Origin of the sequence: Pseudomonas sp. BF-RE-25, from assembly GCF_019956105.1 — a bacterium.
GTDB classification, from domain to species: Bacteria; Pseudomonadota; Gammaproteobacteria; order Pseudomonadales; family Pseudomonadaceae; genus Aquipseudomonas; species Aquipseudomonas migulae.
Window position 1 is genome coordinate 62,700 of record NZ_JAHBDB010000033.1, and the last position, 25,399, is coordinate 88,098.

26 protein-coding genes and 1 other RNA gene are annotated in these 25,399 nt (G+C 58.7%); 10 read left to right on the forward strand and 17 right to left on the reverse strand.

What is annotated here, in order from left to right:
- Window positions 1–230 precede the first annotated feature (230 nt).
- The 5 genes from ppx to KGB24_RS16145 form a co-directional block, all read right to left on the reverse strand.
- Complete coding sequence (gene ppx / locus KGB24_RS16125; RefSeq protein WP_008024297.1) at window positions 231–1,733, reverse strand: exopolyphosphatase; 1,503 nt, start codon at window positions 1,731–1,733, stop codon at window positions 231–233.
- Between the two features lie 233 nt (window positions 1,734–1,966).
- Window positions 1,967–2,704 carry an amino acid ABC transporter ATP-binding protein gene (locus KGB24_RS16130; protein WP_223413769.1) on the reverse strand — a complete coding sequence of 246 codons (738 nt, stop codon included), beginning with the start codon at window positions 2,702–2,704 and terminating at the stop codon, window positions 1,967–1,969.
- Window positions 2,691–3,341, reverse strand: coding sequence for an amino acid ABC transporter permease (locus KGB24_RS16135; protein ID WP_008024293.1), 651 nt, complete (start codon window positions 3,339–3,341; stop codon window positions 2,691–2,693). The genes KGB24_RS16130 and KGB24_RS16135 overlap by 14 nt, the downstream gene beginning before the upstream one ends.
- Window positions 3,338–4,006 carry an amino acid ABC transporter permease gene (locus KGB24_RS16140; RefSeq protein WP_223413768.1) on the reverse strand — a complete coding sequence of 223 codons (669 nt, stop codon included), beginning with the start codon at window positions 4,004–4,006 and terminating at the stop codon, window positions 3,338–3,340. The genes KGB24_RS16135 and KGB24_RS16140 overlap by 4 nt, the downstream gene beginning before the upstream one ends.
- Window positions 4,007–4,027: 21 nt before the next feature.
- Window positions 4,028–4,813, reverse strand: coding sequence for a transporter substrate-binding domain-containing protein (locus KGB24_RS16145; RefSeq protein WP_008024289.1), 786 nt, complete (start codon window positions 4,811–4,813; stop codon window positions 4,028–4,030).
- A gap of 255 nt (window positions 4,814–5,068) precedes the next feature.
- Here KGB24_RS16145 and KGB24_RS16150 point away from each other — a divergent pair, with 255 nt between their 5' ends.
- The 6 genes from KGB24_RS16150 (at window position 5,069) to KGB24_RS16175 (ending at window position 11,280) form a co-directional block, all read left to right on the forward strand.
- Entirely contained in the window at window positions 5,069–5,776 is a 708-nt protein-coding gene (locus KGB24_RS16150; RefSeq protein WP_223413767.1) for a FadR/GntR family transcriptional regulator, read from the forward strand.
- Between the two features lie 120 nt (window positions 5,777–5,896).
- On the forward strand, window positions 5,897–6,226 hold the full coding sequence (gene trxA, locus KGB24_RS16155; RefSeq protein ID WP_003206727.1) for a thioredoxin TrxA: 330 nt from the start codon (window positions 5,897–5,899) through the stop codon (window positions 6,224–6,226).
- A 250-nt stretch (window positions 6,227–6,476) separates the two neighbouring features.
- Window positions 6,477–7,736, forward strand: a complete 1,260-nt coding sequence (rho, locus tag KGB24_RS16160) for a transcription termination factor Rho (RefSeq protein ID WP_007942421.1) — start codon at window positions 6,477–6,479, stop codon at window positions 7,734–7,736.
- A gap of 140 nt (window positions 7,737–7,876) precedes the next feature.
- A complete protein-coding gene (ubiD, locus tag KGB24_RS16165; protein ID WP_008024285.1) occupies window positions 7,877–9,343 on the forward strand; it encodes a 4-hydroxy-3-polyprenylbenzoate decarboxylase in 1,467 nt (488 codons plus the stop codon).
- A complete protein-coding gene (locus tag KGB24_RS16170; RefSeq protein ID WP_008040685.1) occupies window positions 9,343–10,311 on the forward strand; it encodes a CDP-6-deoxy-delta-3,4-glucoseen reductase in 969 nt (322 codons plus the stop codon). The genes ubiD and KGB24_RS16170 overlap by 1 nt, the downstream gene beginning before the upstream one ends.
- Before the next feature lie 300 nt (window positions 10,312–10,611).
- On the forward strand, window positions 10,612–11,280 hold the full coding sequence (locus tag KGB24_RS16175; RefSeq protein WP_192227496.1) for a gamma-glutamylcyclotransferase: 669 nt from the start codon (window positions 10,612–10,614) through the stop codon (window positions 11,278–11,280).
- Here KGB24_RS16175 and glpT read toward each other — a convergent pair.
- A complete protein-coding gene (glpT, locus tag KGB24_RS16180) occupies window positions 11,256–12,605 on the reverse strand; it encodes a glycerol-3-phosphate transporter (protein ID WP_008024279.1) in 1,350 nt (449 codons plus the stop codon). The genes KGB24_RS16175 and glpT overlap by 25 nt on opposite strands.
- Window positions 12,606–12,933: 328 nt before the next feature.
- Between glpT and KGB24_RS16185 the strand changes: the two genes are divergently transcribed.
- On the forward strand, window positions 12,934–13,548 hold the full coding sequence (locus KGB24_RS16185) for an energy transducer TonB (protein WP_223413766.1): 615 nt from the start codon (window positions 12,934–12,936) through the stop codon (window positions 13,546–13,548).
- Between the two features lie 54 nt (window positions 13,549–13,602).
- Here the strand turns inward: KGB24_RS16185 and KGB24_RS16190 are convergent, their stop codons facing one another.
- The 3 genes from KGB24_RS16190 to KGB24_RS16200 form a co-directional block, all read right to left on the reverse strand.
- Window positions 13,603–13,878: a bacteriocin immunity protein gene (locus KGB24_RS16190; protein ID WP_008024275.1), complete on the reverse strand. Its 276-nt coding sequence runs from the start codon at window positions 13,876–13,878 to the stop codon at window positions 13,603–13,605.
- The gene (locus KGB24_RS16195) at window positions 13,878–15,632 is read right to left on the reverse strand and encodes an S-type pyocin domain-containing protein (RefSeq protein WP_223413764.1); all 1,755 of its coding nucleotides are present in this window, start codon (window positions 15,630–15,632) and stop codon (window positions 13,878–13,880) included. The genes KGB24_RS16190 and KGB24_RS16195 overlap by 1 nt, the downstream gene beginning before the upstream one ends.
- Window positions 15,633–15,813: 181 nt before the next feature.
- The gene (locus KGB24_RS16200; protein ID WP_223413763.1) at window positions 15,814–16,791 is read right to left on the reverse strand and encodes an NADPH:quinone oxidoreductase family protein; all 978 of its coding nucleotides are present in this window, start codon (window positions 16,789–16,791) and stop codon (window positions 15,814–15,816) included.
- A 150-nt stretch (window positions 16,792–16,941) separates the two neighbouring features.
- Here KGB24_RS16200 and KGB24_RS16205 point away from each other — a divergent pair, with 150 nt between their 5' ends.
- Window positions 16,942–17,352: a flagellar basal body-associated protein FliL gene (locus tag KGB24_RS16205; RefSeq protein WP_032828551.1), complete on the forward strand. Its 411-nt coding sequence runs from the start codon at window positions 16,942–16,944 to the stop codon at window positions 17,350–17,352.
- An 84-nt stretch (window positions 17,353–17,436) separates the two neighbouring features.
- Here the strand turns inward: KGB24_RS16205 and KGB24_RS16210 are convergent, their stop codons facing one another.
- The 4 genes from KGB24_RS16210 to KGB24_RS16225 all read right to left on the reverse strand — a co-directional run bounded on the left by KGB24_RS16210 (window position 17,437) and on the right by KGB24_RS16225 (window position 22,815).
- Window positions 17,437–18,555 (reverse strand): ABC transporter permease, encoded by a 1,119-nt coding sequence (locus tag KGB24_RS16210; RefSeq protein ID WP_223413762.1) that lies wholly within the window; start codon window positions 18,553–18,555, stop codon window positions 17,437–17,439.
- The gene (gene rbbA / locus KGB24_RS16215; RefSeq protein WP_223413761.1) at window positions 18,555–21,278 is read right to left on the reverse strand and encodes a ribosome-associated ATPase/putative transporter RbbA; all 2,724 of its coding nucleotides are present in this window, start codon (window positions 21,276–21,278) and stop codon (window positions 18,555–18,557) included. The genes KGB24_RS16210 and rbbA overlap by 1 nt, the downstream gene beginning before the upstream one ends.
- Window positions 21,275–22,240 (reverse strand): HlyD family secretion protein, encoded by a 966-nt coding sequence (locus KGB24_RS16220; protein WP_223413760.1) that lies wholly within the window; start codon window positions 22,238–22,240, stop codon window positions 21,275–21,277. Before KGB24_RS16220 ends, rbbA begins: the two co-directional genes overlap by 4 nt.
- 125 nt (window positions 22,241–22,365) lie before the next feature.
- The gene (locus KGB24_RS16225) at window positions 22,366–22,815 is read right to left on the reverse strand and encodes an EVE domain-containing protein (protein WP_223413759.1); all 450 of its coding nucleotides are present in this window, start codon (window positions 22,813–22,815) and stop codon (window positions 22,366–22,368) included.
- Window positions 22,816–23,016: 201 nt separating this feature from the next.
- Between KGB24_RS16225 and KGB24_RS16230 the strand changes: the two genes are divergently transcribed.
- Window positions 23,017–23,169 (forward strand): hypothetical protein, encoded by a 153-nt coding sequence (locus KGB24_RS16230; RefSeq protein ID WP_008024268.1) that lies wholly within the window; start codon window positions 23,017–23,019, stop codon window positions 23,167–23,169.
- Between the two features lie 35 nt (window positions 23,170–23,204).
- On the opposite strand, the gene KGB24_RS16235 is transcribed toward KGB24_RS16230, so the two are convergent.
- From KGB24_RS16235 to KGB24_RS16250, 4 genes are all read right to left on the reverse strand, one after another.
- Window positions 23,205–23,810, reverse strand: coding sequence for a 5-formyltetrahydrofolate cyclo-ligase (locus tag KGB24_RS16235; RefSeq protein WP_008024267.1), 606 nt, complete (start codon window positions 23,808–23,810; stop codon window positions 23,205–23,207).
- Between the two features lie 86 nt (window positions 23,811–23,896).
- Window positions 23,897–24,075: non-coding RNA, 6S RNA (ssrS, locus tag KGB24_RS16240), on the reverse strand.
- A 30-nt stretch (window positions 24,076–24,105) separates the two neighbouring features.
- Window positions 24,106–24,423, reverse strand: a complete 318-nt coding sequence (locus KGB24_RS16245) for a cell division protein ZapA (protein ID WP_008024266.1) — start codon at window positions 24,421–24,423, stop codon at window positions 24,106–24,108.
- A complete protein-coding gene (locus tag KGB24_RS16250) occupies window positions 24,420–24,629 on the reverse strand; it encodes a TIGR02449 family protein (RefSeq protein WP_003177365.1) in 210 nt (69 codons plus the stop codon). The genes KGB24_RS16245 and KGB24_RS16250 overlap by 4 nt, the downstream gene beginning before the upstream one ends.
- A gap of 199 nt (window positions 24,630–24,828) precedes the next feature.
- On the opposite strand from KGB24_RS16250, the gene KGB24_RS16255 reads away from it, so the two are divergent.
- Window positions 24,829–25,389, forward strand: a complete 561-nt coding sequence (locus KGB24_RS16255; protein ID WP_223413758.1) for a YecA family protein — start codon at window positions 24,829–24,831, stop codon at window positions 25,387–25,389.
- The last annotated feature ends 10 nt before the right edge of the window (window positions 25,390–25,399 follow it).

A 25,399-nucleotide genomic window follows, 5' to 3' on the forward strand; every position in this document is an offset into this window, starting at 1 on the left:
ATCCCTGCGGATCGCCATTTTTGTTTGCATTGACACTATTACTGTAGGAGCCGGCTTGCCGGCGATAGCGCCCTCGAAATCGCCATCGCCAGCAAGCTGGCTCCTACAGGTGTCGCCTGAGCGCACAGACCCGTAGGAGCGAGGCTTGCCCGCGAAGGCGTCCTCAAAATCGCCTTCGCCGGCAAGCCGTGCTCCTACAGAACCGTGTACGGCGAGCGTTTTTCGGGGGTTTACCGGACGTTGAGCACGAAACCCACACGCGTCAGCCATTCAGCTTCCAGCGCAAAGTCAGCCTGGGTCAGCTGGTTGTCGTCCAGCCAGTTTTCCGGGAACAACACCTCCAGGCTGTCACCATTGGCGTGCAGCGCCACTTGAGGCATTTCCTGGGTGCCGCGGATGTGATGGAACAGGATCGCAAAGCGCAGCAGCACGCACAGGCGAATCAGTTTGATGCCTTCATCGCCAAAATCGGCAAACCGGTCCCGGGGAATATTGCGGCGGTGGCCACGCACCAGTAGCGCGAGCATCAGTTGGTCTTCGCGGGAGAACCCGGCGAGGTCCGAGTGCTCGATCAGGTACGAGCCGTGCTTGTGATATTGATAGTGAGCGATGTCCAGGCCCACTTCATGGACCTTGGCAGCCCAGCCGAGCAGTTCGCGCCAGACGCCGTCGTCCAGCTCCCAATCTTCCGCCACCTGATCGAACGCATGCAGTGCCTTGCGCTCGACCCGTGCCGCTTGTTCCAGATCGACGTGGTAACGCTCCATCAGCGAACTGAGCGTGCGCTCACGGACGTCTTCATGATGGTGACGACCCAACAGGTCATAGAGCACGCCTTCGCGCAGAGCGCCTTCGCAGTGGTCCATGCGTTGCAGTTCGAGGGCGTCGAAGATCGCTTCGAGAATCGCCAGGCCCGCCGGGAAAATCGCCCGGCGGTCAGGCTTGATGCCTTCGAAGTCGATTTTCTCGACGTCGCCGAGCTTGATCAGCTTGCGCTTGAGCCAGGCCAGGCCTTGGGCGTTGACCTCGCCCGTACCGTGACCGCCGGCTTTCAGCGCCAGGCCGATGGCGCGGATGGTGCCCGAGGAGCCGATGGCTTCATCCCAGGTCAGGCGATGCAGGGCGTGTTCGATGCTCATGATCTCCAGCCGCGCCGCCGTGTACGCCTGGGCGTAGCGGGCCGGGGTGATCTTGCCGTCCTTGAAATAGCGCTGGGTGTAGCTGACGCAGCCCATTTGCAGGCTTTCGCGCAGCAACGGCTCGAAGCGCTGGCCGATGATGAATTCGGTACTGCCGCCGCCAATGTCGGCCACCAGGCGTTTGCCCGGCGTATCGGCGAGGGTGTGGGATACGCCGAGATAGATCAGGCGCGCTTCTTCACGACCGGAGATGACTTCCACCGGGTGGCCGAGAATTTCTTCGGCGCGGCGGATGAATTCGACGCGGTTACGAGCTTCGCGCAAGGCGTTGGTGCCCACGATCCGCACGGCGCCGGGCGGCATACCGCTGATCAGTTGGGCAAAACGCTTCAGGCAATCGAGCCCGCGCTGCATGGATTCTTCGTTGAGGTGGCGCTCTTCGTCGATGCCGGCGGCCAGCTGAACCTTCTCCCCGAGACGCTCGAGAATACGGATTTCGCCGTTCTGGGCCTTGGCCACGACCATGTGAAAGCTGTTGGAGCCCAGGTCGATTGCGGCGATCAGGGACAGATTCTTGGCTTGGGATTGCGGCATGGTCAGGGGGTCTCGGTCGATAACCTCGACATCGTGCCACGATCAAACGCTGACGCCAACGCGTACGGCGCAAAGCCTTGATCCTGAGCAGGAAAGATCAGTTATCTTACGGACGCCTTCGCGGGCAAGCCTCGCTCCTACAGGTTGGCGGCGTGTGAATGTTCCGCGAACAGCCTGAATCTGTAGGAGCGAGGCTTGCCCGCGAAGACGGCCTCACAGTCATCGAAGATACTTCAGACCGCCGCTTCAACCGTCCCGATAAAATTCGCCAGCTCCGCCGTCTGCGGGTTCGCGAACAGAATCTTCGGATCCCCCACCTCATGCACCTTCCCCTGATGCATGAACACCAACTTATCCCCAACCTCCCGGGCAAAGCGCATTTCATGGGTGACCATGATCAGCGTCATACCTTCCTTGGCCAGTTGCCGAACCACGCTCAGCACCTCATTGACCAGTTCCGGGTCCAGCGCCGAAGTAATCTCGTCGCACAGCAACACCTTCGGCGACATCGCCAGCGCCCGGGCAATCGCCACGCGCTGCTGCTGCCCGCCGGACAGCCGATCCGGGAACGCATCAAACTTCTCGCCCAACCCGACCCGTTCCAGCATCTCCCGCGCCAACTCTACCGCTCTGGCCTTGGGCACTTTTTGCACCACTTGCGGCGCGAGCATCACGTTTTCGCCCACCGTCAGGTGCGGGAACAGGTTGAACTGCTGAAACACCATCCCGACTTTCTGCCGCAGGCTGCGCAAATCGGCACGCGCGGCATCGAGGTATTCGCCGTCGACTTCGATCACGCCGTCGTTGATCGACTCCAGGCCGTTCAGCGTGCGCAACAAGGTCGATTTGCCCGAGCCGCTGCGGCCGATGATCGCCACCACCTGGCCTTCCTCGACGCTGAGGTCGATGCCTTTGAGTACATGGTGGTCGCCGTAATATTTATGCAGGGCGGAAATTCTAAGCAGAGGCATGCAGTCTCCTTTCCAGGTAGCGCGCACTGAGGGACAAGGGGTAGCAGAGCAGGAAGTAGCCGAGGGCTACGAGGCCGTAGACCATGAACGGTTCGAAGGTCGCGTTGGCGAGCATCCCGCCGGTCTTGGTCAGTTCGGTGAAGCCGATGATCGAGGTCACGGCGGTGCCTTTGACCACTTGCACCGAGAAACCCACGGTCGGCGCCACGGCGATGCGCAACGCTTGCGGCAGGATCACGTAGCGCAGTTGCTCCAGCGGGTTGAGCGCCAGGCTCGACGAAGCTTCCCACTGACCGTTGGGGATCGAATCCACGCAGCCGCGCCAGATCTCCGCCAGGTAAGCGCTGGTAAACAGGGTCAGGGCAATCGCCGCCGCCATCCACGCCGAAATTTCCACCCCGGCCAGCGCCACCCCGAAAAACACCAGGAACAGCTGCATCAGTAGCGGCGTGCCCTGGAACAGCTCGATGTAGGTGCGTGCAACGTTGCGCGGCAGGGCATTTTTTGAAATGCGCATGACCATGATCAGCAAGCCGATCAACCCGCCGCCGATAAACGCCACCAGCGACAGCGCCAGCGTCCATTGCAGGCCTGTGAGCAAGTTGCGCACGATGTCCCAGAACGTGAAATCGCTCATTGGCTGCTCCTTGCTATGTAACGACGACCGATCCAGTTCAGCAATTGGCGGATCAGCAGCGCCATGCACAGGTAGATCAGCGTGGTCAGGGCGTAGGTTTCAAAAGCGCGGAAGTTGCGCGACTGAATGAAGTTGGCGGCAAAGCTCAGCTCTTCGGTGGCGATCTGCGAACAGACCGCCGAGCCGAGCATGACGATGATGATCTGGCTGCTCAGCGCCGGCCACACCTTGCCCAGCGCTGGTAGCAGGACCACATGGCGGAAGGCTTCGAGCCGGGTCATCGCCAATGCCGCTGCGGCTTCCAGTTGCCCGCGAGGGATCGCTTGAATGCCGGCGCGGATGATTTCGGTCGAATAAGCGCCGAGGTTGATCACCATCGCCAGCACCGCCGCCTGCCATTCGGAAATCTGCACGCCCAGCGATGGCAAACCGAAGAAGATGAAAAACAACTGCACCAGGAACGGCGTGTTGCGGATCAACTCGACGTAAACCCCGAAGATCGCCGAGAACGGGCGGATATTCCACGCCCGCACCAGCGCGCCGACAATGCCCAGGCCGACGCCGAGCAGCGCACCGATGGCCGTCAGCTCCAGAGTGAACAGCGCACCGCGCACGAGCAGGTCGGTGTTTTGCACCACCGGCAGAAAGTCGAACTGATAGGCCATATCAAATCTCCCGCGCGACGATCAGAGATCGGCCGGCAGCGGCTCTTTCAGCCAGGTCTGTGAGTTTTTTTCCAGCGCGCCGTCAGTCTTGGCGGTGGCGAGGATCTGGTTGACCTTGCCCAGCAACGCCGGCTCGTTCTTGTTTACGCCGACGTAGACCGGCGAATCCTTGAGCTTCACTTTCAGCGCGGGCACGCGTTTTGGGCTTTTCTCGCTGATCGCGACCATCACCACGTTACCGCTGGCGATCAGGTCAACCTGCCCGGCGAGGTAGGCGGCGATGGTCGAGTTGTTGTCTTCGAAGCGCTTGATGGTGACGCCTTCGGGGGCGACTTTGGTCAGTTCGATGTCTTCGATGGCGCCACGGGTGACGCTGATGGTTTTGCCCTTGAGGTCGTCCAGGCCTTTGATGGCGGCATCCGGCGGGCCGAATACCGCGAGGTAGAACGGCGCGTAGGCGCTGGAGAAGTCGATGACTTTCTCGCGCTCGGGGTTCTTGCCGAGGCTGGAGATCACCAGATCGACCTTGCCGGTGGTCAGGAACGGGATGCGGTTGGTGCTGTTGACCGGCGTCAGTTCAAGCTTGACCTTGAGTTGGTCGGCCAGCAGTTTGGCGGTGTCGATATCGAGGCCGCGGGGTTTCATGTCCGGGCCGACCGAGCCGAACGGCGGGAAGTCCTGAGGCACGGCAACCTTGAGGACGCCGCGTTTGACCACATCCTCCAGACCGTCGGCGTGGGCGGGCACCTGGCTCAGCAGCAGGCTGGCGAACAGGGAGGCGAGGAGGGCGCTGTAACGCAGGGTCATGGCAAATCTCCGGATCGGCGAGGAATGATTTCTGCGGATCGACAGAGCACGGGCCATGCCAACATTGGGTTTTTGCCGTGCCAGGCCACGGTTTTACTGGTGTTGTTCGGTCTTACTGGTCTGAACAGTCAGTCCGTGTTTCGCACTCTGATAGCGCATCGTCGGCCATTACCGAACCCCGGTGGGGCACGACTTGCCGGGCGCCGCGAATAGCTTTAAAACTAGCCGCTCATTCGCCTGGTTCGTCCGAAAACCATGAATTCGATCTCCCGAGCTGTACCTGAAGTGGCGCTGCAAGCCATCCGCAAACTGATCGCCGAACAAGGTTTCGGGCCGGGGGATGCCTTGCCTTCGCAGCGGGATCTGGCGGTGCAATTGGGGGTCAGTCGGGCGTCGTTGCGCGAAGCGTTGTCGTCGCTGAGTGCCTTGGGCGTGATCAGCATTCAGCCGGGCAAAGGCGTTTTCGTGCAGGCGCCGGTGGACTTGCCTCGCTCAGATGCGGCGCTGAGCTGGCCGTTCGCGGCACAGGCGTCACCGCTGGATATCTTCCAGTTGCGCTACGCCCTGGAAGGTTTTGCCGCCGGGTTGGCCGCCGTGACGTTGAGCACCGATGAGCTCGATGCTTTGGAGGATAACGTGGCCGCTATGCGTAATGAACTGAAGGTGGGTGACTTCGAGTCGGCGGCGCGCCTGGACTTCGAGTTTCACCGGCGCATCCTGCTGGCCAGCGGTAATCAGGCGATGCTGAGCATCCTGACGGCCAGCGCCGACATTTTCCTGGAGAGCCAGAAGCTACCGTTCATCCGGGCCGAACGGGCCATGGAAACCTGGCACGAGCACCGCAAAATCCTCCGTGCACTGGCCCGGCGTTCGTCCGGCGCGGCGCAGAAGGCCATGCACGAACATGTGCGCAACGCTGCCCTGCGCACCGGAATTGCCTTCGTCGCTCCCGCCACATCCTGACTTGAGCTATACCCAAACTCATGCACCACCATAGTGAGACTCAATCATCTGCACCTTCCTGAACGAGGGAAGGGCGGCTATGATGGGCCACGTTTTTTTGCTTACAACCTGGAGACTTCCATGAGCAGCGATCTTATCAAACACGTTAGCGACGCTAGCTTCGAGGCCGACGTACTCAAGGCCGAAGGCGCTGTACTGGTCGACTACTGGGCTGAGTGGTGCGGCCCTTGCAAAATGATCGCTCCTGTTCTGGACGAGATTGCTGAAACCTACAAAGGCAAGCTGACCGTTGCCAAACTGAACATCGACGAAAACCAGGAAACCCCGGCCAAGCATGGCGTGCGTGGTATCCCGACCCTGATGCTGTTCAAGAACGGCAACGTTGAAGCGACCAAGGTCGGCGCACTGTCGAAGTCGCAACTGGCCGCTTTCCTCGACGCCAACATCTAAGCGTCGTTTGTAAAGTGTCCGAAAAAAGGCCCCGCATATTGCGGGGCTTTTTCGTTATTGAGGGCTAGACGCTCCGAAACTCAGGTGTTACATTCGGCCCCGCACTGGTTTCTCCACTGCCCCCTGCTAGCCGTCGCCGACGCACTCCTTTTCGAATAAGTACGCGATCCTGTCGCCTTCTCCGCGGCGCGGCCTCATTAAGCCAAAAGCTTAATTTCCCCCCCTCCATAAATGATTACGTCATTCCTATATGAATCTGACTGAACTCAAGCAAAAGCCGATTACCGAACTGCTCGAATTGGCCGAACAGATGGGCATAGAAAATATGGCCCGTTCGCGCAAGCAGGACGTGATTTTCTCCCTGCTCAAGAAGCACGCTAAAAGCGGCGAGGAAATCTCCGGTGATGGCGTGCTGGAGATTCTCCAGGACGGCTTCGGCTTCCTGCGCTCCGCTGACGCTTCCTATCTCGCCGGCCCGGACGATATCTACGTCTCGCCGAGCCAGATCCGCCGTTTCAACTTGCGCACCGGTGACACCATCGTTGGCAAGATCCGCCCTCCAAAGGAAGGCGAGCGTTATTTCGCGCTGCTCAAGGTCGACACGATCAACTACGATCGTCCCGAGAACGCGAAAAACAAGATTCTCTTCGAGAACCTGACCCCGCTGTTCCCGACTGTGCGCATGAAGATGGAAGCCGGCAACGGTTCCACCGAAGACTTGACCGGTCGTGTCATCGACCTGTGCGCCCCGATCGGTAAAGGCCAGCGCGGTCTGATCGTTGCACCGCCGAAAGCCGGTAAAACGATCATGCTGCAGAACATCGCGGCGAACATCGCACGTAACAACCCTGAAGTTCATCTGATCGTATTGCTGATCGACGAACGTCCGGAAGAAGTAACCGAAATGCAGCGCACCGTGCGCGGCGAAGTGGTTGCCTCGACGTTCGACGAGCCGCCAACCCGCCACGTGCAGGTTGCCGAAATGGTGATCGAGAAGGCCAAGCGCCTGGTCGAACACAAGAAAGACGTGGTGATCCTGCTCGACTCCATCACCCGTCTGGCTCGCGCCTACAACACCGTGATCCCGAGCTCCGGCAAAGTGCTCACCGGTGGTGTCGATGCTCACGCCCTGGAGAAACCGAAACGTTTCTTCGGCGCCGCGCGGAACATCGAAGAAGGCGGTTCGCTGACCATCATCGCCACCGCGCTGGTTGAAACCGGCTCGAAGATGGACGAAGTGATCTACGAAGAGTTCAAAGGCACGGGCAACATGGAACTGCCGCTGGATCGCCGTATCGCTGAAAAACGCGTCTTCCCGGCCATCAACATCAACCGTTCCGGCACCCGCCGTGAAGAGTTGCTGACGGCCGACGACGAGTTGCAGCGCATGTGGATCCTGCGCAAGCTGCTGCACCCGATGGATGAGATCGCTGCCATCGAGTTCCTGGTCGACAAGCTGAAAACGACCAAGACCAACGATGAGTTCTTCCTGTCGATGAAACGCAAGTAAGTCGATAGACCAGCAAAAGCCGGGGAAACCCGGCTTTTTGCTATCTGATTTTTGATGAACGGCACTTCGTTGTTCTGAACAGAGGGGTTCGGCGCTAAACTGCCGGCCCCCGAACGCCACGGCCAACACGAGGCTCACGCATGCAGTATCGCGACTTGCGCGACTTTATCAGCGGCCTGGAACAGCGCGGCGAACTCAAGCGCATCCAGGTTCCGGTGTCCCCGGTGCTCGAAATGACCGAGGTCTGTGACCGCACCTTGCGTGCCAAAGGTCCGGCCCTGCTTTTCGAGAACCCGACGGGCTATGACATTCCCGTCCTCGGCAATCTGTTCGGCACCCCCGAGCGTGTTGCGCTGGGCATGGGCGCAGAAGCGGTGAGCGAACTGCGCGAGATCGGCAAGCTGCTGGCGTTCCTCAAGGAACCCGAGCCGCCGAAAGGCCTGAAGGACGCTTGGTCGAAGCTGCCGATCTTCCGCAAGATCATCGCCATGGCGCCCAAAGTCGTCAAAGACGCGGTGTGCCAGGAAGTGGTCATCGAAGGCGACGACGTCGACCTCGCGATGCTCCCGGTGCAGACCTGCTGGCCGGGCGACGTCGGCCCGCTGATCACCTGGGGCCTGACCGTCACCAAAGGCCCGAACAAGGACCGGCAGAACCTCGGCATCTACCGTCAGCAAGTGATCGGCCGCAACAAGGTCATCATGCGTTGGCTCAGCCACCGTGGCGGTGCGCTGGATTACCGCGAGTGGTGCGAGAAGCATCCGGGCCAGCCGTTCCCGGTGTCCGTAGCGCTCGGCGCTGACCCGGCGACCATCCTCGGCGCTGTGACGCCGGTACCGGACAGCCTTTCCGAATACGCTTTTGCCGGTTTGCTGCGCGGTAATCGCACCGAACTGGTGAAGTGCCGTGGCAACGACCTGCAAGTGCCGGCCACCGCCGAGATCATCCTTGAAGGCGTGATCCATCCAGGCGAAATGGCCGACGAAGGTCCGTACGGCGACCACACCGGTTACTACAACGAAGTCGACAGCTTCCCGGTGTTCACCGTCGAGCGCATTACCCACCGGATCAAACCGATCTACCACAGCACCTACACCGGTCGTCCGCCGGATGAGCCGGCGATTCTCGGTGTCGCGCTGAACGAAGTGTTCGTGCCGATCCTGCAGAAGCAGTTCCCGGAAATCACCGACTTCTACCTGCCGCCCGAAGGCTGCTCGTACCGCATGGCCATCGTGACCATGAAGAAGTCGTATCCCGGTCATGCCAAGCGGGTAATGCTCGGTGTCTGGTCGTTTTTGCGACAGTTCATGTACACCAAGTTCGTTATCGTCACTGACGACGATATCAACGCACGGGACTGGAACGACGTGATCTGGGCCATCACCACGCGCATGGATCCCAAGCGCGACACGGTGATGATCGACAACACGCCGATCGACTACCTCGATTTCGCCTCGCCGGTGTCCGGCCTGGGTTCGAAAATGGGGCTCGATGCCACGCATAAATGGCCCGGCGAAACCACACGCGAGTGGGGCCGGGTAATCGTCAAGGATGAAGCCGTCACCCAACGGATCGATGCCATCTGGAATCAGTTAGGAATAGATTGATGCGTGTAACTTTGCAGCCCTCCGGAGCAGTGCTAGAGATACTGCCCGGCGAGCGGATTCTCGATGGCGCGCGCCGCCTGGGCTATGAATGCCCGCAAAGCTGTCGCAACGGCAATTGCCATGTGTGCGCCGCGCTGCTGGTGGAAGGGCGAGTCGAGCAGGCCGGTGGTGTGCGCGACCATGGCGAGTTCTACACTTGCATAGCAGAGCCGCTGGAAGACTGCATTGTGCTGTGGGATGGCGTGCTCGCGCTGGGAGAATTGCCGGTGCGCAGCGTCTCGTGTCAGGTCATTGAGTGCAAGGATGTCGGCGGCGATACCTGGCGCGTGAGTTTTCGCGCGCCAGCCGGCAAGCCACCGCGTTATCACGCCGGTCAGTATTTGATGATCGAGCGTGAGAACGGCGAAAAATCCGCATTTTCCCTGGCCTCGGCACCGCATGCGGGGCGTGATCTGCAAATTCACGTACTGGCGCGCGAAAGCAGTGCGCTGAGCCTGATCGAGCAACTGCAACGCAATCCGATGGTGCGGATCGAAATGCCCTTCGGCGATACCCATCTGGCAGAGTTGCCGGACGGTCCGCTGGTGCTGATCGCTGCGGGCACCGGCATGGGCCAGATCCATAGCCTGATCGAACATTGTCGGGCGTCGGGTTTCAAGCATCCGGTTCACCTGTACTGGGGCGTGCGTCGCCCTGAAGACTTTTATGAGATCGAGCATTGGGACGAATGGCAGAAACTGCCGAATCTGTTCCTGCATAAAGTCGTCAGCGATCAATGTGGCTGGAAGGGACGCTGCGGGATGTTGCATGAGGCGGTGTGCGAGGATTTTCCCGATCTGAAAGCGCTGCATGTATACGCCAGCGGCTCACCGGCGATGGTCTACGGGACGCTGGACGCGTTGGTCAACGCCGGGATGGATGCTCATCAGATGCGTGCTGATGTGTTTGCCTACGCACCCAGAGGATGACGCTTCCCCTGTAGGAGCGAGCCTGCTCGCGATGGGGGGCAACGATAACGCGCTGCAACAGCATGAACGCGTTGTCCCTGCCTCCATCGCGAGCAGGCTCGCTCCTACATATAACTTCATATATAGCCGATCGGTATTTATAAATTTATATAAATGCCGGTAGGTTATATTGCATCCAGGCAATTAATTAAGAGCTGTGCCGTGGCACTTAAATTGCCTTAAAACATATGTGCCTTATTGTTACAGCGGTGCGTTCTATTAAGTAATTCATTACCCGCGGGGAGCTGAACGCTATTCGCCATGAGCGCCATTGAATCTGCTTTTATGAATCTGGCTTACCCTCCGCGGCTCGATCTGGGGCCGCAGCTGACGCACGAACAATTGCTCAGCTCGATGCAGTCGACCATGGCGCGCCACAAGGGTGGGCCGGTCTGGCTGTTCGCTTACGGCTCGCTGATCTGGCGCCCTGAGTGCGCGGCGGTTGAACGGGTTCGCGGTCGGGTGCATGGCTACCATCGCGGTTTGTACCTGTGGTCCCACGAACATCGCGGCACGCCGGAAGTCCCGGGGCTGGTGTTTGGCCTGGATCGCGGCGGCTCTTGCAGCGGCTTCGCTTATCGCTTGCCGGAAGAACAACTCGAAGCGTCGCTGTATGCCTTGTGGCAGCGCGAAATGCCATTCCCTTCTTATCGCCCACACTGGTTGAACTGCCGTCTCGAAGATGGCAATCAGGTTCAGGCATTGGGATTTGTGTTGGAGCGACACCTGCCCAGCTATGCCGGCAACCTGCCGGACCATGTGCTGAGCCACGTGTTCGAAAACGCTTGCGGGCGTTACGGCACCACTCGCGATTATGTCGAGCAGACCGCCAACGCCCTGCGTAGCCACGCCATGCCAGACCGGAATCTGGAGGCGCGGCTCAAGCGCTGCAAATCAAAGGTCGATCAGGCGATGGCTTCGCGGGTCTGACTGGCGACCTGCTTGTGCCACAAGGTTGGCGCAAGGAAGGCCATTGCCAGCAGGCACGCGCCGATCAGCAAGACGAAACCGCCGTCCCAGCCGAAATGGTCCACGGTGTAGCCCATGGCTGCACTGGCCGCGACTGAACCACCCAAGTAACCGAACAGACCCGTGAAGCCCGCTGCCGTACCGGCGGCTTTCTTCGGCGCCAGTTCCAGCGCTTGCAAACCGATCAGCATCACCGGGCCGTAGATCAGGAAGCCAATCGAGATCAGCGCGATCATGTCGACCGTCGGGTTGCCGGCCGGGTTGAGCCAGTAAACCAGCGTCGCCACGGTCACCAACGCCATGAACACCATGCCGGTCAGGCCACGGTTGCCACGGAAGATCTTGTCCGACATCCAGCCGCACAGAAGCGTCCCGGGAATACCTGCCCACTCGTAAAGGAAATAGGCCCACGAGGTTTTATCCACGCTGAAACCTTTGGCTTCCTTGAGGTAGGTCGGTGCCCAGTCCAGCACGCCGTAACGCAGCAGGTAGACAAAGACGTTAGCCATGGCGATGTACCAGAGCATTTTGTTGCGCAGCACGTATTTGACGAAGATTTCCTTGGCGCTGAATTCTTCTTCGTGACTGGCGTCGTAGCCTTCCGGGTAGTCGTTCTTGTACTTCTCGATCGGCGGCAGGCCGACCGATTGTGGCGTGTCGCGCATGGTAGCGAAGGCAAACACCGCCACGGCCATGGCCACTGCCGCTGGCACGTAAAACGCCGCGTGCCAGTCATTGAACAGGCCCATGCCGAGCAGGAACAGCGGGCCGATCAAACCACCACCGACGTTGTGCGCCACGTTCCACAAGGACACCACGCCCCCGCGTTCCTTCTGTGACCACCAGTGGACCATGGTTCGGCCACTCGGCGGCCAACCCATGCCCTGCGCCCAGCCGTTGATAAACAGCAGGATGAACATGATGGTCACGCTGGACGTGGCCCAGGGCGCAAAACCGAAAATGAACATCACGCCAGCCGAAACCAGCAAGCCGAACGGCAGGAAGAAGCGTGGGTTGGAACGGTCGGAAACAATGCCCATCAGGAACTTGGACAAGCCGTAGGCGATAGCAATCGCCGACAACGCCAGGCCCAGCTCACCGCGGGTATAGCCCTCTTCGATCAGATAGGGCATGGCCAGGGAGAAGTTTTTGCGCAGCAGGTAGTAACCCGCATAGCCGATGAATATGCCGGCGAAGATCTGCCAGCGATGCCGTCGGTAGGCGCTGTCTATTTTTTCTTCAGGCAATGGAGCCTGATGTGCGGCAGGACGAAAGAAAGCAAACATTCAAGAGCTCCAGATTTCTTGTTTTGACTGCGGATGCGAATGTTACAGTTTCGTTACCGAAAATAGCACTGGTTCACATCGACCAAACAGCGGAAATGTTGGAGATTGCATGTTCTTTTACGAACATGTCGCTCAGGTATAAGTGAAGGGCGCTGTGGGAATTGTTACCTCACAACCTTTTATGACGCAGCGATGCCCGGCGTAGGGCAGGGCTTTGGGAAATGTCCTGCGCTTGAACAGGAAGCCATGGCGTTATGTAAACAATCACCGAGCCTTAACCTTTGTGCTGTTGCCAGATCTGGCTTTTCAGTGGTGAAGGGGTGGGGTTATGCGGTGGTTTGTGTGTTTGTTTTTTCTGGTTTTGTCCATCGAGGTCAGGGCCGGTGAGGTGTTTCTGATTCCGGAGAACAATCCCAAGCCGGTTTATCCGGTGGCGCTTTATCGGGCCGGTATTACCGGTATGGTGCGTGTCAATTTCACCGCCCATGCCGATGGATCGGTCAGCAAGGTCGAGGCTTCAAAGGACGCTCATCCTGAACTTGTCGAAGCCTCCCGAGCGGCGGTGAGCCAATGGCGATACAAACCCTGGGACATTTCCCGCGAGAGGCCTGCGGAAATCCAGGTGGTCGCGCCAATGGTTTTCAGGTTGGACGACGAGCTGCCGATTCACGCTAATGAGGAGTTGAAAAAGTTGAGTTGTGGAGACGTTGCCAAGGCAGCACTGCAGCTAGCGGATTTTTCGTGGGTGGACATGCCGGTGTTCAACAGGACCCGCAGCTATCTGACTCACTCCCTTTCGCCGACGCAGTTGCCAGAGGAGAAGCGTCTGGCGCTCATCGCCAAGCTCAACAAGAGCGTGCCTTCTATTGTGAGGCGTTGTAATACACATCAGGCGACCCGGTACGTGCATTTTCTTCCAGAGGAAATTCGTGAGTTGCTTTGACTGAAGATATGGAGCGCGACCGAGTAAGGTCGCGCTCTTTTTAGCTGAAGCGAATTATTCTGATTTGAAACCGGGTTTGCCGTTTGCTTTGCGCCACTCTTTGATTTCTTTCAGAATTCCTTCGGGGCTATCTTCTCGCCCGCTCGCTGGATAGAAAATCAAAGCTGACTTTTCAGGGTGCTCGGTGATGCGCTCGAAATGATGTACGAGTTTGCTTGTGTAATCCCCTAACTCCTCTCCTCGTAGATCGTTTGTGTCCTCGAAAAACTCATTTAGAAAGGAAAGAAACTCGGATTCTGTGTAGTCTTCAAGTTTGTCTTTGAAAATCATCATTCATTTCCTTTTTTATGAATTTCAATGTGATTCTTTGGAGTGGTGACTCTCAGGTTTTCCATGTCATATACGGCCCCACCTTCTGAAATGGGCATTATATGATGAATTTCAAACTTGTCTCTTCCTCCTACATGCTCAGCTGGAATAGGGAAGGGGGCAGAGCCTTTGCGCATCAATTTCAAATTGGATTTACTGAATTGGTTAGCCAATTCAGCGTCGCTTGATACTAACTCCCAAAACTTCTCTCGAAAATTTTTAAAGTCCCTGAAATTCTGGCCACGCAATCCATCCGCAATGTTTACAGGAATCGGAGAGCCACTGGGTTCCGCTGCGTTCCCGAGCCAGTTTGCTCCTACAGCTTGTCCTGCACCAGTCGCCGTCCCCGGTTCATAGCGCGGGCCGCTGCGGCTAGCCATGACATAGACAGGATTGATCCCGGATTCAGCGGGAAAAACCAAGGCGTAATCGTCGACATCAATCTCGTCACGCGCTGGATGCTCGTCAATCCGGCCTTCAACGGGGGTTACTCTGGCGCCTGGATAAATTTTGATTTCAGGCTGGTCTTCGGGTAGTTCCGTTGAACCTAAAGCGTCCTCGCCGGGCGCGTTGCTGGGCGTCCAGGTCAGTGTTCTTGGATGGAAGCCCTCGGTTCTGAAGGTGTAGAGGTTGGTCGATGGATCAAGTTTTGCCTCTCTAACCCGGACTCTGTCGGACAGGTCCTTACCAGTCGGGGAGAGAAAAAGCTGGGTGTGTTCTCCATGAACAGTAGACGTCACTCGATACGGCACACTGATCGAATCAGCTGTGAGCAGGTCTGCGTAGTCTCCGGTGACAAGTTGCGACAGCGGCATTGTCAGAACCACCGGGGTGCGCTGCAGTTCACCGTTTCCGAGCCGAGGCGAATAGAAAGCGGTTGCCAGCAGTGCAGCCAACTGGCCACGTCCTAATGCTGACAGGGCCTTTTCCAAAGCATCAAGCGCGCCTGCCAAGGAGGTGGGTAAGGCGTCGTATCCAGCGATCAGCCCATCGGGGTTTATGACTAAAGGACGTGCATAGGCTGGCGTATCGTTGGACGTAGGCAGGTTTGTGTTCTGTGCATCGTTCTCGGCGATCTCTTGAGCCAGAGTTTCTGTCTGCCGCGCCGCTTCTTCACGGGCCAGTGCATTTGCGTATGCGATAGTTAACTGATTGGAATGCTGCGTAAGAAGTCGAATGGATTCAGCATAAAGTCTGGCCGAGTAGCCGGCAGTGTAGGATTTTATCCAGTGTTTCTGTGTCTTGATCCCTGCGCTACGTTGGCGTCGCATGTAACTGTCGAAAGTCTCTATGTAGTCCCGCTGTGATTTGGTGTGCGGATCGCCTCCGTAAAATGAGTTCGCCTCTGCTGAACTGTTTTGCAGTCCCGCATTTTTTATTTGAATAATTCTGTCGACGATGAATTTGTCGCGCGCAATGGTTGCAAGATCGGTTGGTGTGTTTGTTGCTGTAATTGTTGCTCCACTGCTGGATAGTTCAGACTGTATTTGTCCGGGTAGGCTGCTAAGTTTTGAGCGATAATCTGTTTCTATGTTGCTGCTTACGCTCATGGCTTTTGTGGCGATGTTTGGGGTCATTCGGAAGTAAGTGGGTAGAATGTAACCGCCATATCCGCCACCTTCATAATCTCCGAAAACTTGTTCGGTATCCGGGGATATGACTAACGGCGTATCTTCCATATTCATGTAGCCAGGCGTCCAGTTTTGATCGCTCATACAGTTGCTCCTTGTGTCTGTATGGGTATCAAACTAAAGAAATTTTCTGCGGTGTAGGCGGTGCATAATTACCGCCACATCAATCGAAATCGATGATTGGCAGCCGGTTTTTCAAACCTGCAAATAAAAAGGCCAGAACAACCTCATCAGTTGTTCTGGCCTTTTTGTATCCTGCGGCGACTCAGCGAACCTGCACCACCACTTTCCCGACCGCCTTGCGCTGGCCAAGATCATTGATCGCCTGCGCCGCGTTGCTCAGCGGGTACACCTGCGACACCAGCGGCTTCAATTTGCCCTCGGCGAACCAGCCAAACAATTGCTGGAAGTTCGCCGCGTTGTCCTGCGGTTGGCGCTGGGCGAAGGAGCCCCAGAACACGCCGACTACTGCTGCACCCTTGAGCAGTGCGAGGTTCACCGGCAACTCCGGAATGCGGCCGCTGGCAAAGCCGACCACCAGCAACCGGCCGTTCCAGGCGATGGCGCGGATGGCCTGGTCGAACAGGTCGCCGCCCACCGGGTCGTAGATCACGTCTGCACCCTGGCCATCGGTCAGGCGTTTGATTTCGTCCTTGAGGCTGGTTTCGGTGTAGTTGATCAGTTCATCGGCGCCGGCTGCCTTGGCCACGGCCAGTTTTTCGGCGCTGCTGGCGGCGGCGATTACACGGGCGCCCATGGCTTTGCCGATTTCCACGGCGGCCAGGCCGACACCGCCGGAAGCACCGAGCACCAGCAAGGTTTCACCCGATTGCAGGTTGCCGCGTTGCTTGAGCGCGTGCATCGAGGTGCCGTAAGTCATGCTGAATGCGGCAGCGGTGTTGAAGTCCATGGAGGTCGGGATCGGCAGCACGTTGTAGCCTGGCACCGCGACCTGTTCGGCGAAACTGCCCCAGCCGGTGAGGGCCATGACCCGATCGCCGACTTTCAGGTGGCTGACTTTTTCGCCCACCGCGCTAACCACGCCAGCCGCTTCGCCGCCCGGCGAAAACGGGAAGGGCGGCTTGAACTGGTATTTGCCCTCGATGATCAGCGTGTCCGGGAAATTCACCCCGGCGGCGTGCACGTCCAGCAGGATTTCATTCTTCTTCGCGACAGGACTGGCGACGTCTTCCAGCACCAGCGATTCGGCAGGGCCGAAGGCTTTGCACAGCACGGCTTTCATCAGGGCTATTCCTTTGGGAGTGATGGCCGATAAGTGTAGGTGTGTGAGTCGACGGGTCAACGAGCATGCCCCGCCCTGATAGTCAGCCATAAGCTTGTGCTTGCGCGGCGGGTCGTTATGCTAGGCCGCAAACCGGATAAGGAGCGAATTGTGAAAGCGTGGATCATGTTGTTGCTGGCCCTGTCTCTGCCTGTGGCAGCAGTGGCTGAAGAAGCCGCCAAAGAAGGTGAAGCCCCGAAAGTCAGTTACCTCACCCTGAGCCCGCCATTCGTGGGCAACTATGGGTTGGATGGCACGGCGAAGTTGAAGGTCTTCAAGGCTGATGTAGCGTTGCGGGTCACCGGTGATGAGGCCGCCAAACAGGTGAAGGCCAATGAACCGTTGATTCGCAATCAACTGGTGGCGTTGTTCACCCAGCAAACCTCCGAGGCGATGAACAGCATCGAGGGGAAGGAAAAGCTGCGTCAGGAAGCGTTGAAGCAGACCCAGCAGATCATGAGCGACGAAACCGGCAAGCCGGTGGTTGAGGACTTGTTGTTTAACAACCTGATCATTCAGTAATCAGGGGCCGAAACTGGCTTGCCAGCGATAGCGTCCTCAAGAACGCCATCGCCGCTAAGCCATGTTGCTCCAGTACTTGATGCTTCAGGACGTCAGGCTTTTGCGGAACCGCAGCAACGCAATCGCGAAGAACAGCAGGCCGATGGCTGTCAGCACCAGCAAATCCGGCCAAACCACGCTCAGACCGGCGTCACGAAACAATATCGCGGCGCTGAGGCTGACAAAATGCGTCGACGGCGAGCCCTGCATGACCCATTGCAGCCATTGGGGCATGCTGTCGAGTGGCGTGCTGCCGCCGGACAGCAGCAACATCGGGATGATCACCGGAATGCTCAGCAGACCGAACTGTGGCGTTGAGCGGGCGAGGGTCGCGAGGAAAATCCCCAGCGCCGTACTGGCGAACAGATAAACCGCAGTCACCAGCAAAAACAGACTCATCGCGCCAGCCAGCGGCACGCCCAGCGCACCTTTGACAATCACTTCCAGTGATAGCCAAGTGCACAGCACCACAACCAGCATGTTGCTCCAGATTTTCGCCAGCATGATCTCCAGCGCCGTCAGCGGCAGCACCAGTAGATGGTCGAGCGTGCCGTGTTCACGCTCACGCAGCAGCGCCGTACCGGTCAGGATGATGGCAAGGATGGTGATGTTGTTGACGATTTGAATCACCGCCAGAAACCAGCCGCCTTCCAGATTGGTATTGAACAGGGAGCGGGTGGTCAGCAGCGCCGGGGACTGACTGGCGGCATCGCTCTGTCCGCTATAGTTGAGTAGCTCGCGCTGGAAAATCCGCCCGATGTAACCGGCGCCCATGAATGCCTGGCTCATGGCTGTGGCATCGACGTTCACTTGCACCGTCGGCTGACGACCTGCCAGCAAGTCGGCCTGGAAACCTGCCGGCACGTTAATCAAAAACGTGTACTGGCCACTGTCCAAGGCCTGATCGAGTTGAGCGTAAGGCAGCAACACCGGGCTTTGGAACTCCGGCGGTTGCAGGGCCTGGGCCAACTGCCGCGAAAGGTGGCTGTGGTCTTCGTCCACCATGGCCACGCTGGCGTTATGCACACCGATCACTGAGCCGGCAGCCGGCATATAGATCGCTACCGTAAAGGCATAGAAAAGGAACAGCAGCAACACACTGTCGTGTCTCAGGCTGGTCATTTCCTTGAGGCCCAACCGCAGGATATGCGCGCACTTGTGCATCAGGCCTCCTGCTTTTTCAGCATGACCAGGCTGAGCCCGGTGAACACGAGAAAGAAGCCGGACAATGCCAGGCATTGCGGCCATAACTGACGGATGTCCAGTGCTTTGGTGAACGTGCCGACGGCGAGGTCAAGGAAGTAACCGGCCGGGAACAGCATTCCCATCACCGACGCAGCACCGTCAAGTGAGGAGCGCGGTACGATCAGCCCGGAAAACTGAATCGTTGGCAGGCTGGTGATGATCATGGTGCCGAGGATCGCGGCAATCTGGGTTCGGGTAAACGATGAAATCAGCAGGCCCATGCTGGTCGTTGCCAGCACATAAAGCAGCCCGCCGAATGCCAGGGTCAGGCCGCTGCCCTTGAACGGCACACCGAACAGCCAACGGTTCATGGCCGCCAGTACGGCGAGGTTAATCAAGCTGATTGCCAGATAAGGGGCCTGCTTGCCCAGCAGGAACTCCAGTCGGGTCAGCGGTGTGGCGTAGAAATTGGTGATCGACCCCAGTTCCTTTTCCCGGACGATACCCAGCGCGGTCAGCATGGCGGGGATGAACGCGAGGATCAGCGCCATGACTCCCGGGCCGATGGCGTTGACGCTGACGACATCCTGGTTGTATCGGAAGCGGGTTTCCAGTTTGGCTGCGGCCTGCGATTTCAATGCCGGACTGCTCTGTTCGGCCAGTTGTTGAAGGTTGGCCTGGTGCACCGCTTCGACGTAATTGCGGCTGGTCTCGGCCCGAAACGGCATGCCGCCATCAAGCCAGGCGGCCACGACGGGCTGTCGAGCAGCGTACAAATCCCGGCCAAATCCCGGTGGTATTTCCAGTGCCAGTTTGATTTCCGAGCGTTGAAGGCGACGGTGCAGTTCTTTCGCATCACGAATGGGCGGCTGTTCGTCGAAATAACGAGAGCCGCGAAACGCTTCCAGATAGGCGCGACTCTGTGATGTCTGGTCCTGATCGAAGACGGCGAAGGGGAGCTTTTCCACATCCAGGGAGATGCCATAGCCGAAGATCACCATCATGAAAACGGCCCCGAGCAAGGCAAAGGCCATCCGTACCTTATCGCGCAGCAACCCCTTGCCTTCACGACTGGCTACCGCGACCAGGCGTCCGGCACTGAAACGACGTTTCTTCAGCGGTGTGACGTGGCTGGCCGCAGGGGCATCGGGCGCTGTAGGTGTCGGAGTTTGTGTGGGGCCTTGCGCCTGTTCCAGGCAAGTGACAAACGCGGCTTCCAGGGTTTCGCCCTTGAACTGCTGTTGCAGCGCTGCAGGCGTGTCGCAGGCCAGCACCTTGCCGGCGTGCATCAGTGAGATGCGGTCACAGCGCTGGGCTTCATTCATGAAGTGCGTGGAGAGAAAAATGGTCACGCCTTGCTCGCGCGAGAGTTCGACCAGCAATCGCCAAAAATCATCGCGCGCCGCCGGGTCCACGCCGGAGGTCGGTTCGTCGAGAATCAGCACCTCCGGACGATGCAACACCGCCACCGCCAGGGACAGTCTCTGACGCAGACCCAAGGGAAGCGCGCCGGACTGTTGATCGGCGACACTGCCCAGATTGAAGCGCTGGATCAGTTCGTTGATGCGCTGAACACTGTCTGCCTTGGGCAAATCGAACAGCCGTGCGTGTAAGTTCAGGTTCTGCCGCACGCTGAGTTCGCCGTATAGCGAAAAGCTCTGGGACATGAACCCGACGCGTTTTCGGGTCGCCAGGTCCTTGGCATTCACAGGGTTACCCAGCAGTGAAGCGCTGCCTTCACTGGCAGGAATAAGTCCGGTCAATACTTTCATGGTGGTGGTTTTGCCACAGCCGTTGGAACCGAGAAAACCGAAAATCTCGCCCCGTCCGATGGCAAAACTGACCTTGTTTACGGCAGTAAAATCGCCGAAGCGTAGGGTCAGGTCGTGGGCTTGGATGGCGATCTCAGTGTTGGCACCGGTTCTGGGTGGGATCACCATCGACGGCTTGTCTTGGTCGCTGTCGCCCTGAAAATGCGTGAATGCGGCATCAAGTTTGCCGCTCGGGGTTGCCGCTGCCAGTTCACCGGTTAGCCCCGTGGCGATCAACTGGCCGCCGTCGAGCATCAGGCAGTGCTCGAATTGCTCGGCTTCTTCCATATAGGCCGTGGCAACCAGCAATGTCAGTTGCGGGCGTTGCCGGCGCACGTCGTCCACCAGTTCCCAGAAGTGCCGACGGGACAAGGGGTCTACCCCGGTAGTCGGTTCGTCCAGGATCAGCAGATCCGGCTCATGGATCAGCGCACAACAGAGCCCGAGTTTTTGTTTCATGCCGCCAGACAGCTTGCCCGCCGGACGATCGGAAAACCGCAGCAGATCGGTGGCCAGCAACAGGCTGTGCATGCGCTGATCACATTCGGCTTTCGACAGGCCAAACAGGGTGGCGAAAAACTGAATGTTCTCGCTGATTGACAACTCGGGGTACAGATTACCGCCCAGCCCTTGGGGCATAAAAGCAATGCGGGCATACAGACTGTTGCGATGGCGGCGGTTCTGGATTGAACCGTCGAGGACCTCCAGCTGACCCTCCTGCAGGATCTTAACCCCGGCAATCAACCCCAGCAGGCTGGACTTGCCGGCACCATCGGGGCCGATGAGCCCGCAGCGGGTTCCCGCGGGCAGACTGAAATGGATGTCGCTCAACGCCTGTTGCTTGCCATAGCGGTGGTTGATGCCGGTCGCTTGCAGCGCCAGGCCGATCATTGCAGGTTGGCCGGCCAGTCAATTGGCATGGTGCGCACGTAACCGGCACCTGGCATGCCCGGTTTAGCCTGGGGCAGGGCGCTCGGATCGGTCAGTCGCAGCTTGACGCGGAACACCAGTTTTTGTCGCTCGTCGTGGGTCTCGACTTCTTTGGGAGTGAACTGCGACTTGGCGGCGACGAAGCTGATTTTTGCCGGCAAGGGGTGGTCCGGCAGGGCGTCCAGCAGAATCCGCGCATTGTCGCCGACCGCCAGGCGACCCGTCACCGAGGCGGGCAGGTAAAGGTTCATGTATTGGTCGTTAGGGTCGATCAGCAGTAGCACCCGTCCGCCGGCACCGAGCACTTCGCCCGGCTCGGCCGTGCGCAGCTGAATCACACCGTCGATGGGCGCCAGCAGGCTGCTGTCATCTATCTCGCTGGTCAACATCGCCACGTGTGCCTGTGCAGCGCCAATCGCCGCGCCGACGGCCGATACCTGAGCCCTGGACGCTGCAACCGCGGCGCTGCCTGTGTCCAGGCGCGCCTGCTGTTGATCAATGATCTGGCCACTCACGAAGCCGTGCTTGAACAACTCCTGTGAGCGCTTGAGTTCCTGTTGGGCCAGCAGCTGTTCACTCTGGCGCAGTTGGACGTTGGCCCGGGCGGCGGAAAGATTTTCTCGGGCACGCAGCACCTCGGCTTCAGCCTCGCTCCGTTGCGCTTCGAGGGTTCGGGTGTCCATGCGTGCCAGCAGTTGACCCTTGGTCACCTTGTCGCCTTCGTTGACAAGTACCTCGGCCAGTCGTCCCGGGGTCTTGCTGGCGATCTGTACTTCAGTGGCCTCAAGGCGACCGTTACCGAAATACAAACCTTCGGGTAGACGGCCATGCATGGACTTCCAGTACCCGAAACCACCGGCCGCCATCAGCAACACCATCAGGGCGCTGGCGAATAAAATCGAAGAGCGACTGTGCATAGACATGCGGCTATCCTGCGGCTGTTGCGTACTAGTCTGGCTGATCTGACACCGAGACGATTTGATACCAGTCAACTGAAAAGCCATGCCTGTGCGATCGGGTTGGCTAAAAGAGCGTGACCGGGCGGTTTTTAGCGTAAAGCGAGAACCGCATTCCACTGCTCGGCCGTCACCGGCATCACTGACAGCCGCGAACCCTTCTGCACCAATGGCATCTCCGCCAACGCCGTCTGCTGCTTCAAATAATCCAGCTTCAACACCCTGGAAAACGTCTCCACATGCGCGACATCAATCGCGCTCCAGGCGTTTTTTTCGGCGCTGGCCTTCGGGTCGTAATAATGACTCTCCGGCTCCAGCGCCGTCGGGTCCGGATACGCCGCTTCGACAATCTTCCCGATCCCGGCAATCCCGGGCTCCGGGCAGCTGGAGTGATAGAAGAAGAACTCGTCGCCGACCGCCATCGCACGCAAAAAGTTACGCGCCTGATAGTTGCGAACCCCATCCCAGCGCGCTTTGCCGAGCTTCTCCAGACCTTTGATCGAGAGCTCGTCGGGCTCGGATTTCATCAGCCAATAGGCCATGGTTTTTGCTCCTTGCGAGTCAGGTGGACAAGTTGTCGGGCGATTTTATGACAAACCGACGGTCGGTTGACGCCAGCGTTTGCGTGTCGGTTCACGTTGTCGCAAAATGCCGGCCTTCTAAGCTTGACGCTGCTGCACGGCCTACACCTACAACGGAAACCGCTGCTGTCATCGTATTGATGTGCCTTTGGGGGGCAATCGATGAAACGCAAACCGGATTTACTATGGATTTTGGTTATTTTGTTCGGCCTTGGCGTCGTGACCACTGGCTATGCCCAAAGCTTGTGGAGCAACAAGACCGATGCGCCGATTGAAATCGCGCAGCAACAACAGCCGTCAGCCTTCAAGCGCTGAACCTGTCTTTTCGACGCCGCTGATTCGAGTGGCGTCTAGTCTGCGAAATACCACGCCTTGTCTGTAACCGTTCCTTGCAACGGCACATCCCAGCTCGCCTGAGCCAGTCTTCCGACCTTCTGACATTCATGGGCCAGCCCCAATAGCGTCGGCTTGCGCCAGTTTTTCCGCCGCGCCAGATACGCCAGGCTCCGGTCGTAGAAACCACCGCCCATGCCGAGTCGGCCACCGACATCGTCGAATCCCACGAGCGGCAACAGCACCAGATCGAGCGCCCAGACTTTGCGTTGTCGGGCGAGGTTGTGCCTGGGTTCGAGAATACGGAAGCGATTGGGTTGGAGCTTTTCGCCGGGGCGAATCCGCTGGAACACCATTTTGGTTCGCGGCCAGGCGCTGAGCACCGGCAGGTAAGTCGCCTTGCCCCGACGTTGCGCGGCGCGCAGCAACAGGCGCGGATCGATTTCACCGTCGGTGGGTAAATAGAGCGAGATATGTTTGGCGCGGCGAAACAACGGCTGCTGGGCCAATTGCTTGTACAGCCCGCGAGCGGCCTGGCGCTGCTGACTGGCTGTCAGTGCGCGGCGGGCCTTGCGCAGCATGCGTCGAAGTTGCGGGCGGGGCAGCAGCGCAGGTTCGGTCATGGATTCGGGCTTCGGCAGTGCGGGTACACAAAGCGTACCCGTAAAAAAGCCGATGCCGGTATTTAAACCGGCATCGGACTGGAATCAGGCTCCCCGGATGAACCGCTGCTGACTTAGCCCTTGAACCCGAAAGTTCAAGGTGGAAGATGCAGTAGGCTTTAAGGCTTTCCGTCTAGCGGACATGCACACCAGCCCAACGTGCAGCCTCCAGGGTAGTGCGAATCGGCTCAGGGACGTGGTCAACTGGCAAGCACCCCAGGGAGTGTTGCGAGTATAACCCAAGCGGTCGGACGAATCAGCCCTTGGTGACGTCTGGATCGGTGGCGAGCACCAGATCGACGCGATCCAGCAGGTCGCGCACCTGCTCGCGGGTCGAACCGCTGACCTGTACATCCGGCCGCTCTTCCTTGTGCAGAAGGTCGTGCGTGATGTTCAGCGCGGCCATCACGGCGATGCGATCTGCGCCGATGACTTTGCCGCTACTGCGGATCTCGCGCATCTTGCCGTCCAGGTAACGGGCGGCGCTCACCAGGTTGCTGCGCTCTTCCTGGGGGCAAATGATCGAATATTCTTTGTCGAGGATCTGCACGGTGACGCTATTGCTTGAACTCATGAGTCTTGCTCCAGGGCCTTGAGGCGCGAAATCATCGATTCGACCTTACGCCGGGCGATTTCGTTCTTTTCAATGAGGTGAGCGCGTTCCTCGCGCCAGGTTTTTTCCTGAGCTAGTAGGAGTCCATTTTGACTCTTAAGTTGCTCGACTCGATCAATTAGCAGTTCGAGTCTGGCCATCAGCGCTTGCAGGTCGGTGTCTTCCATTGTGTCCACTGAAATGTCTGATGGGTGTTGAACCGTAGGAGCGAGCTTGCTCGCGATGGTCGCCAACGATAACGCTGGGTCCCTGACACCCAGCGGCGTTCTCGGGTTCATCGCGAGCAAGCTCGCTCCTACAGGGGTAGTCGATGTAGGATACAAGGCCTTCATTCTAGACATAGCGCCGTCTGGCGCCTAGCTGCCCATGCCCATTCAGAATTCTCCGTACCAAGCCTTCGCCACCCTGCTGACTTCCAGCGGTCACAACGTCTCGCCTGCCGAACTGCATGGCCTGCTGCTCGGCCGCAGCTGCGCCGGCGCCGGTTTCAATGCAGAAGAGTGGCTGATCGATGCCGCCGAGCTGCTCGAAGGCGAGCCGCAAGACAACGTTCGCAACGCCTTGATCGGCTTGCAAGAGATGGTCAAGGGTGAACTCACCGGCGACGACGTGACCGTCGTTCTGCTGCTGCCGACCGATGACGCGCCGCTGGCTGACCGTGCCGCCGCACTGGGCCAATGGTGCCAGGGCTTCCTCAGCGGTTTCGGCCTGAACTGCCGCGACAGCAGCATGCTCAGCACCGAGGCCACCGAAGTGTTGCAGGATCTGGCGGCGATTTCCCAGGTGCAAGACGCGCTGGAAGAGTCCGACGACGGCGAAAGCGACTACATGGAAGTCATGGAGTACCTGCGTGTCGCGCCGCTGCTGCTGTTCTCGGAAACCCGCAAGCCAGAAGCGCCGGCTGCCGCCAAACCGTCGTTGCATTAATCGCGAGCCA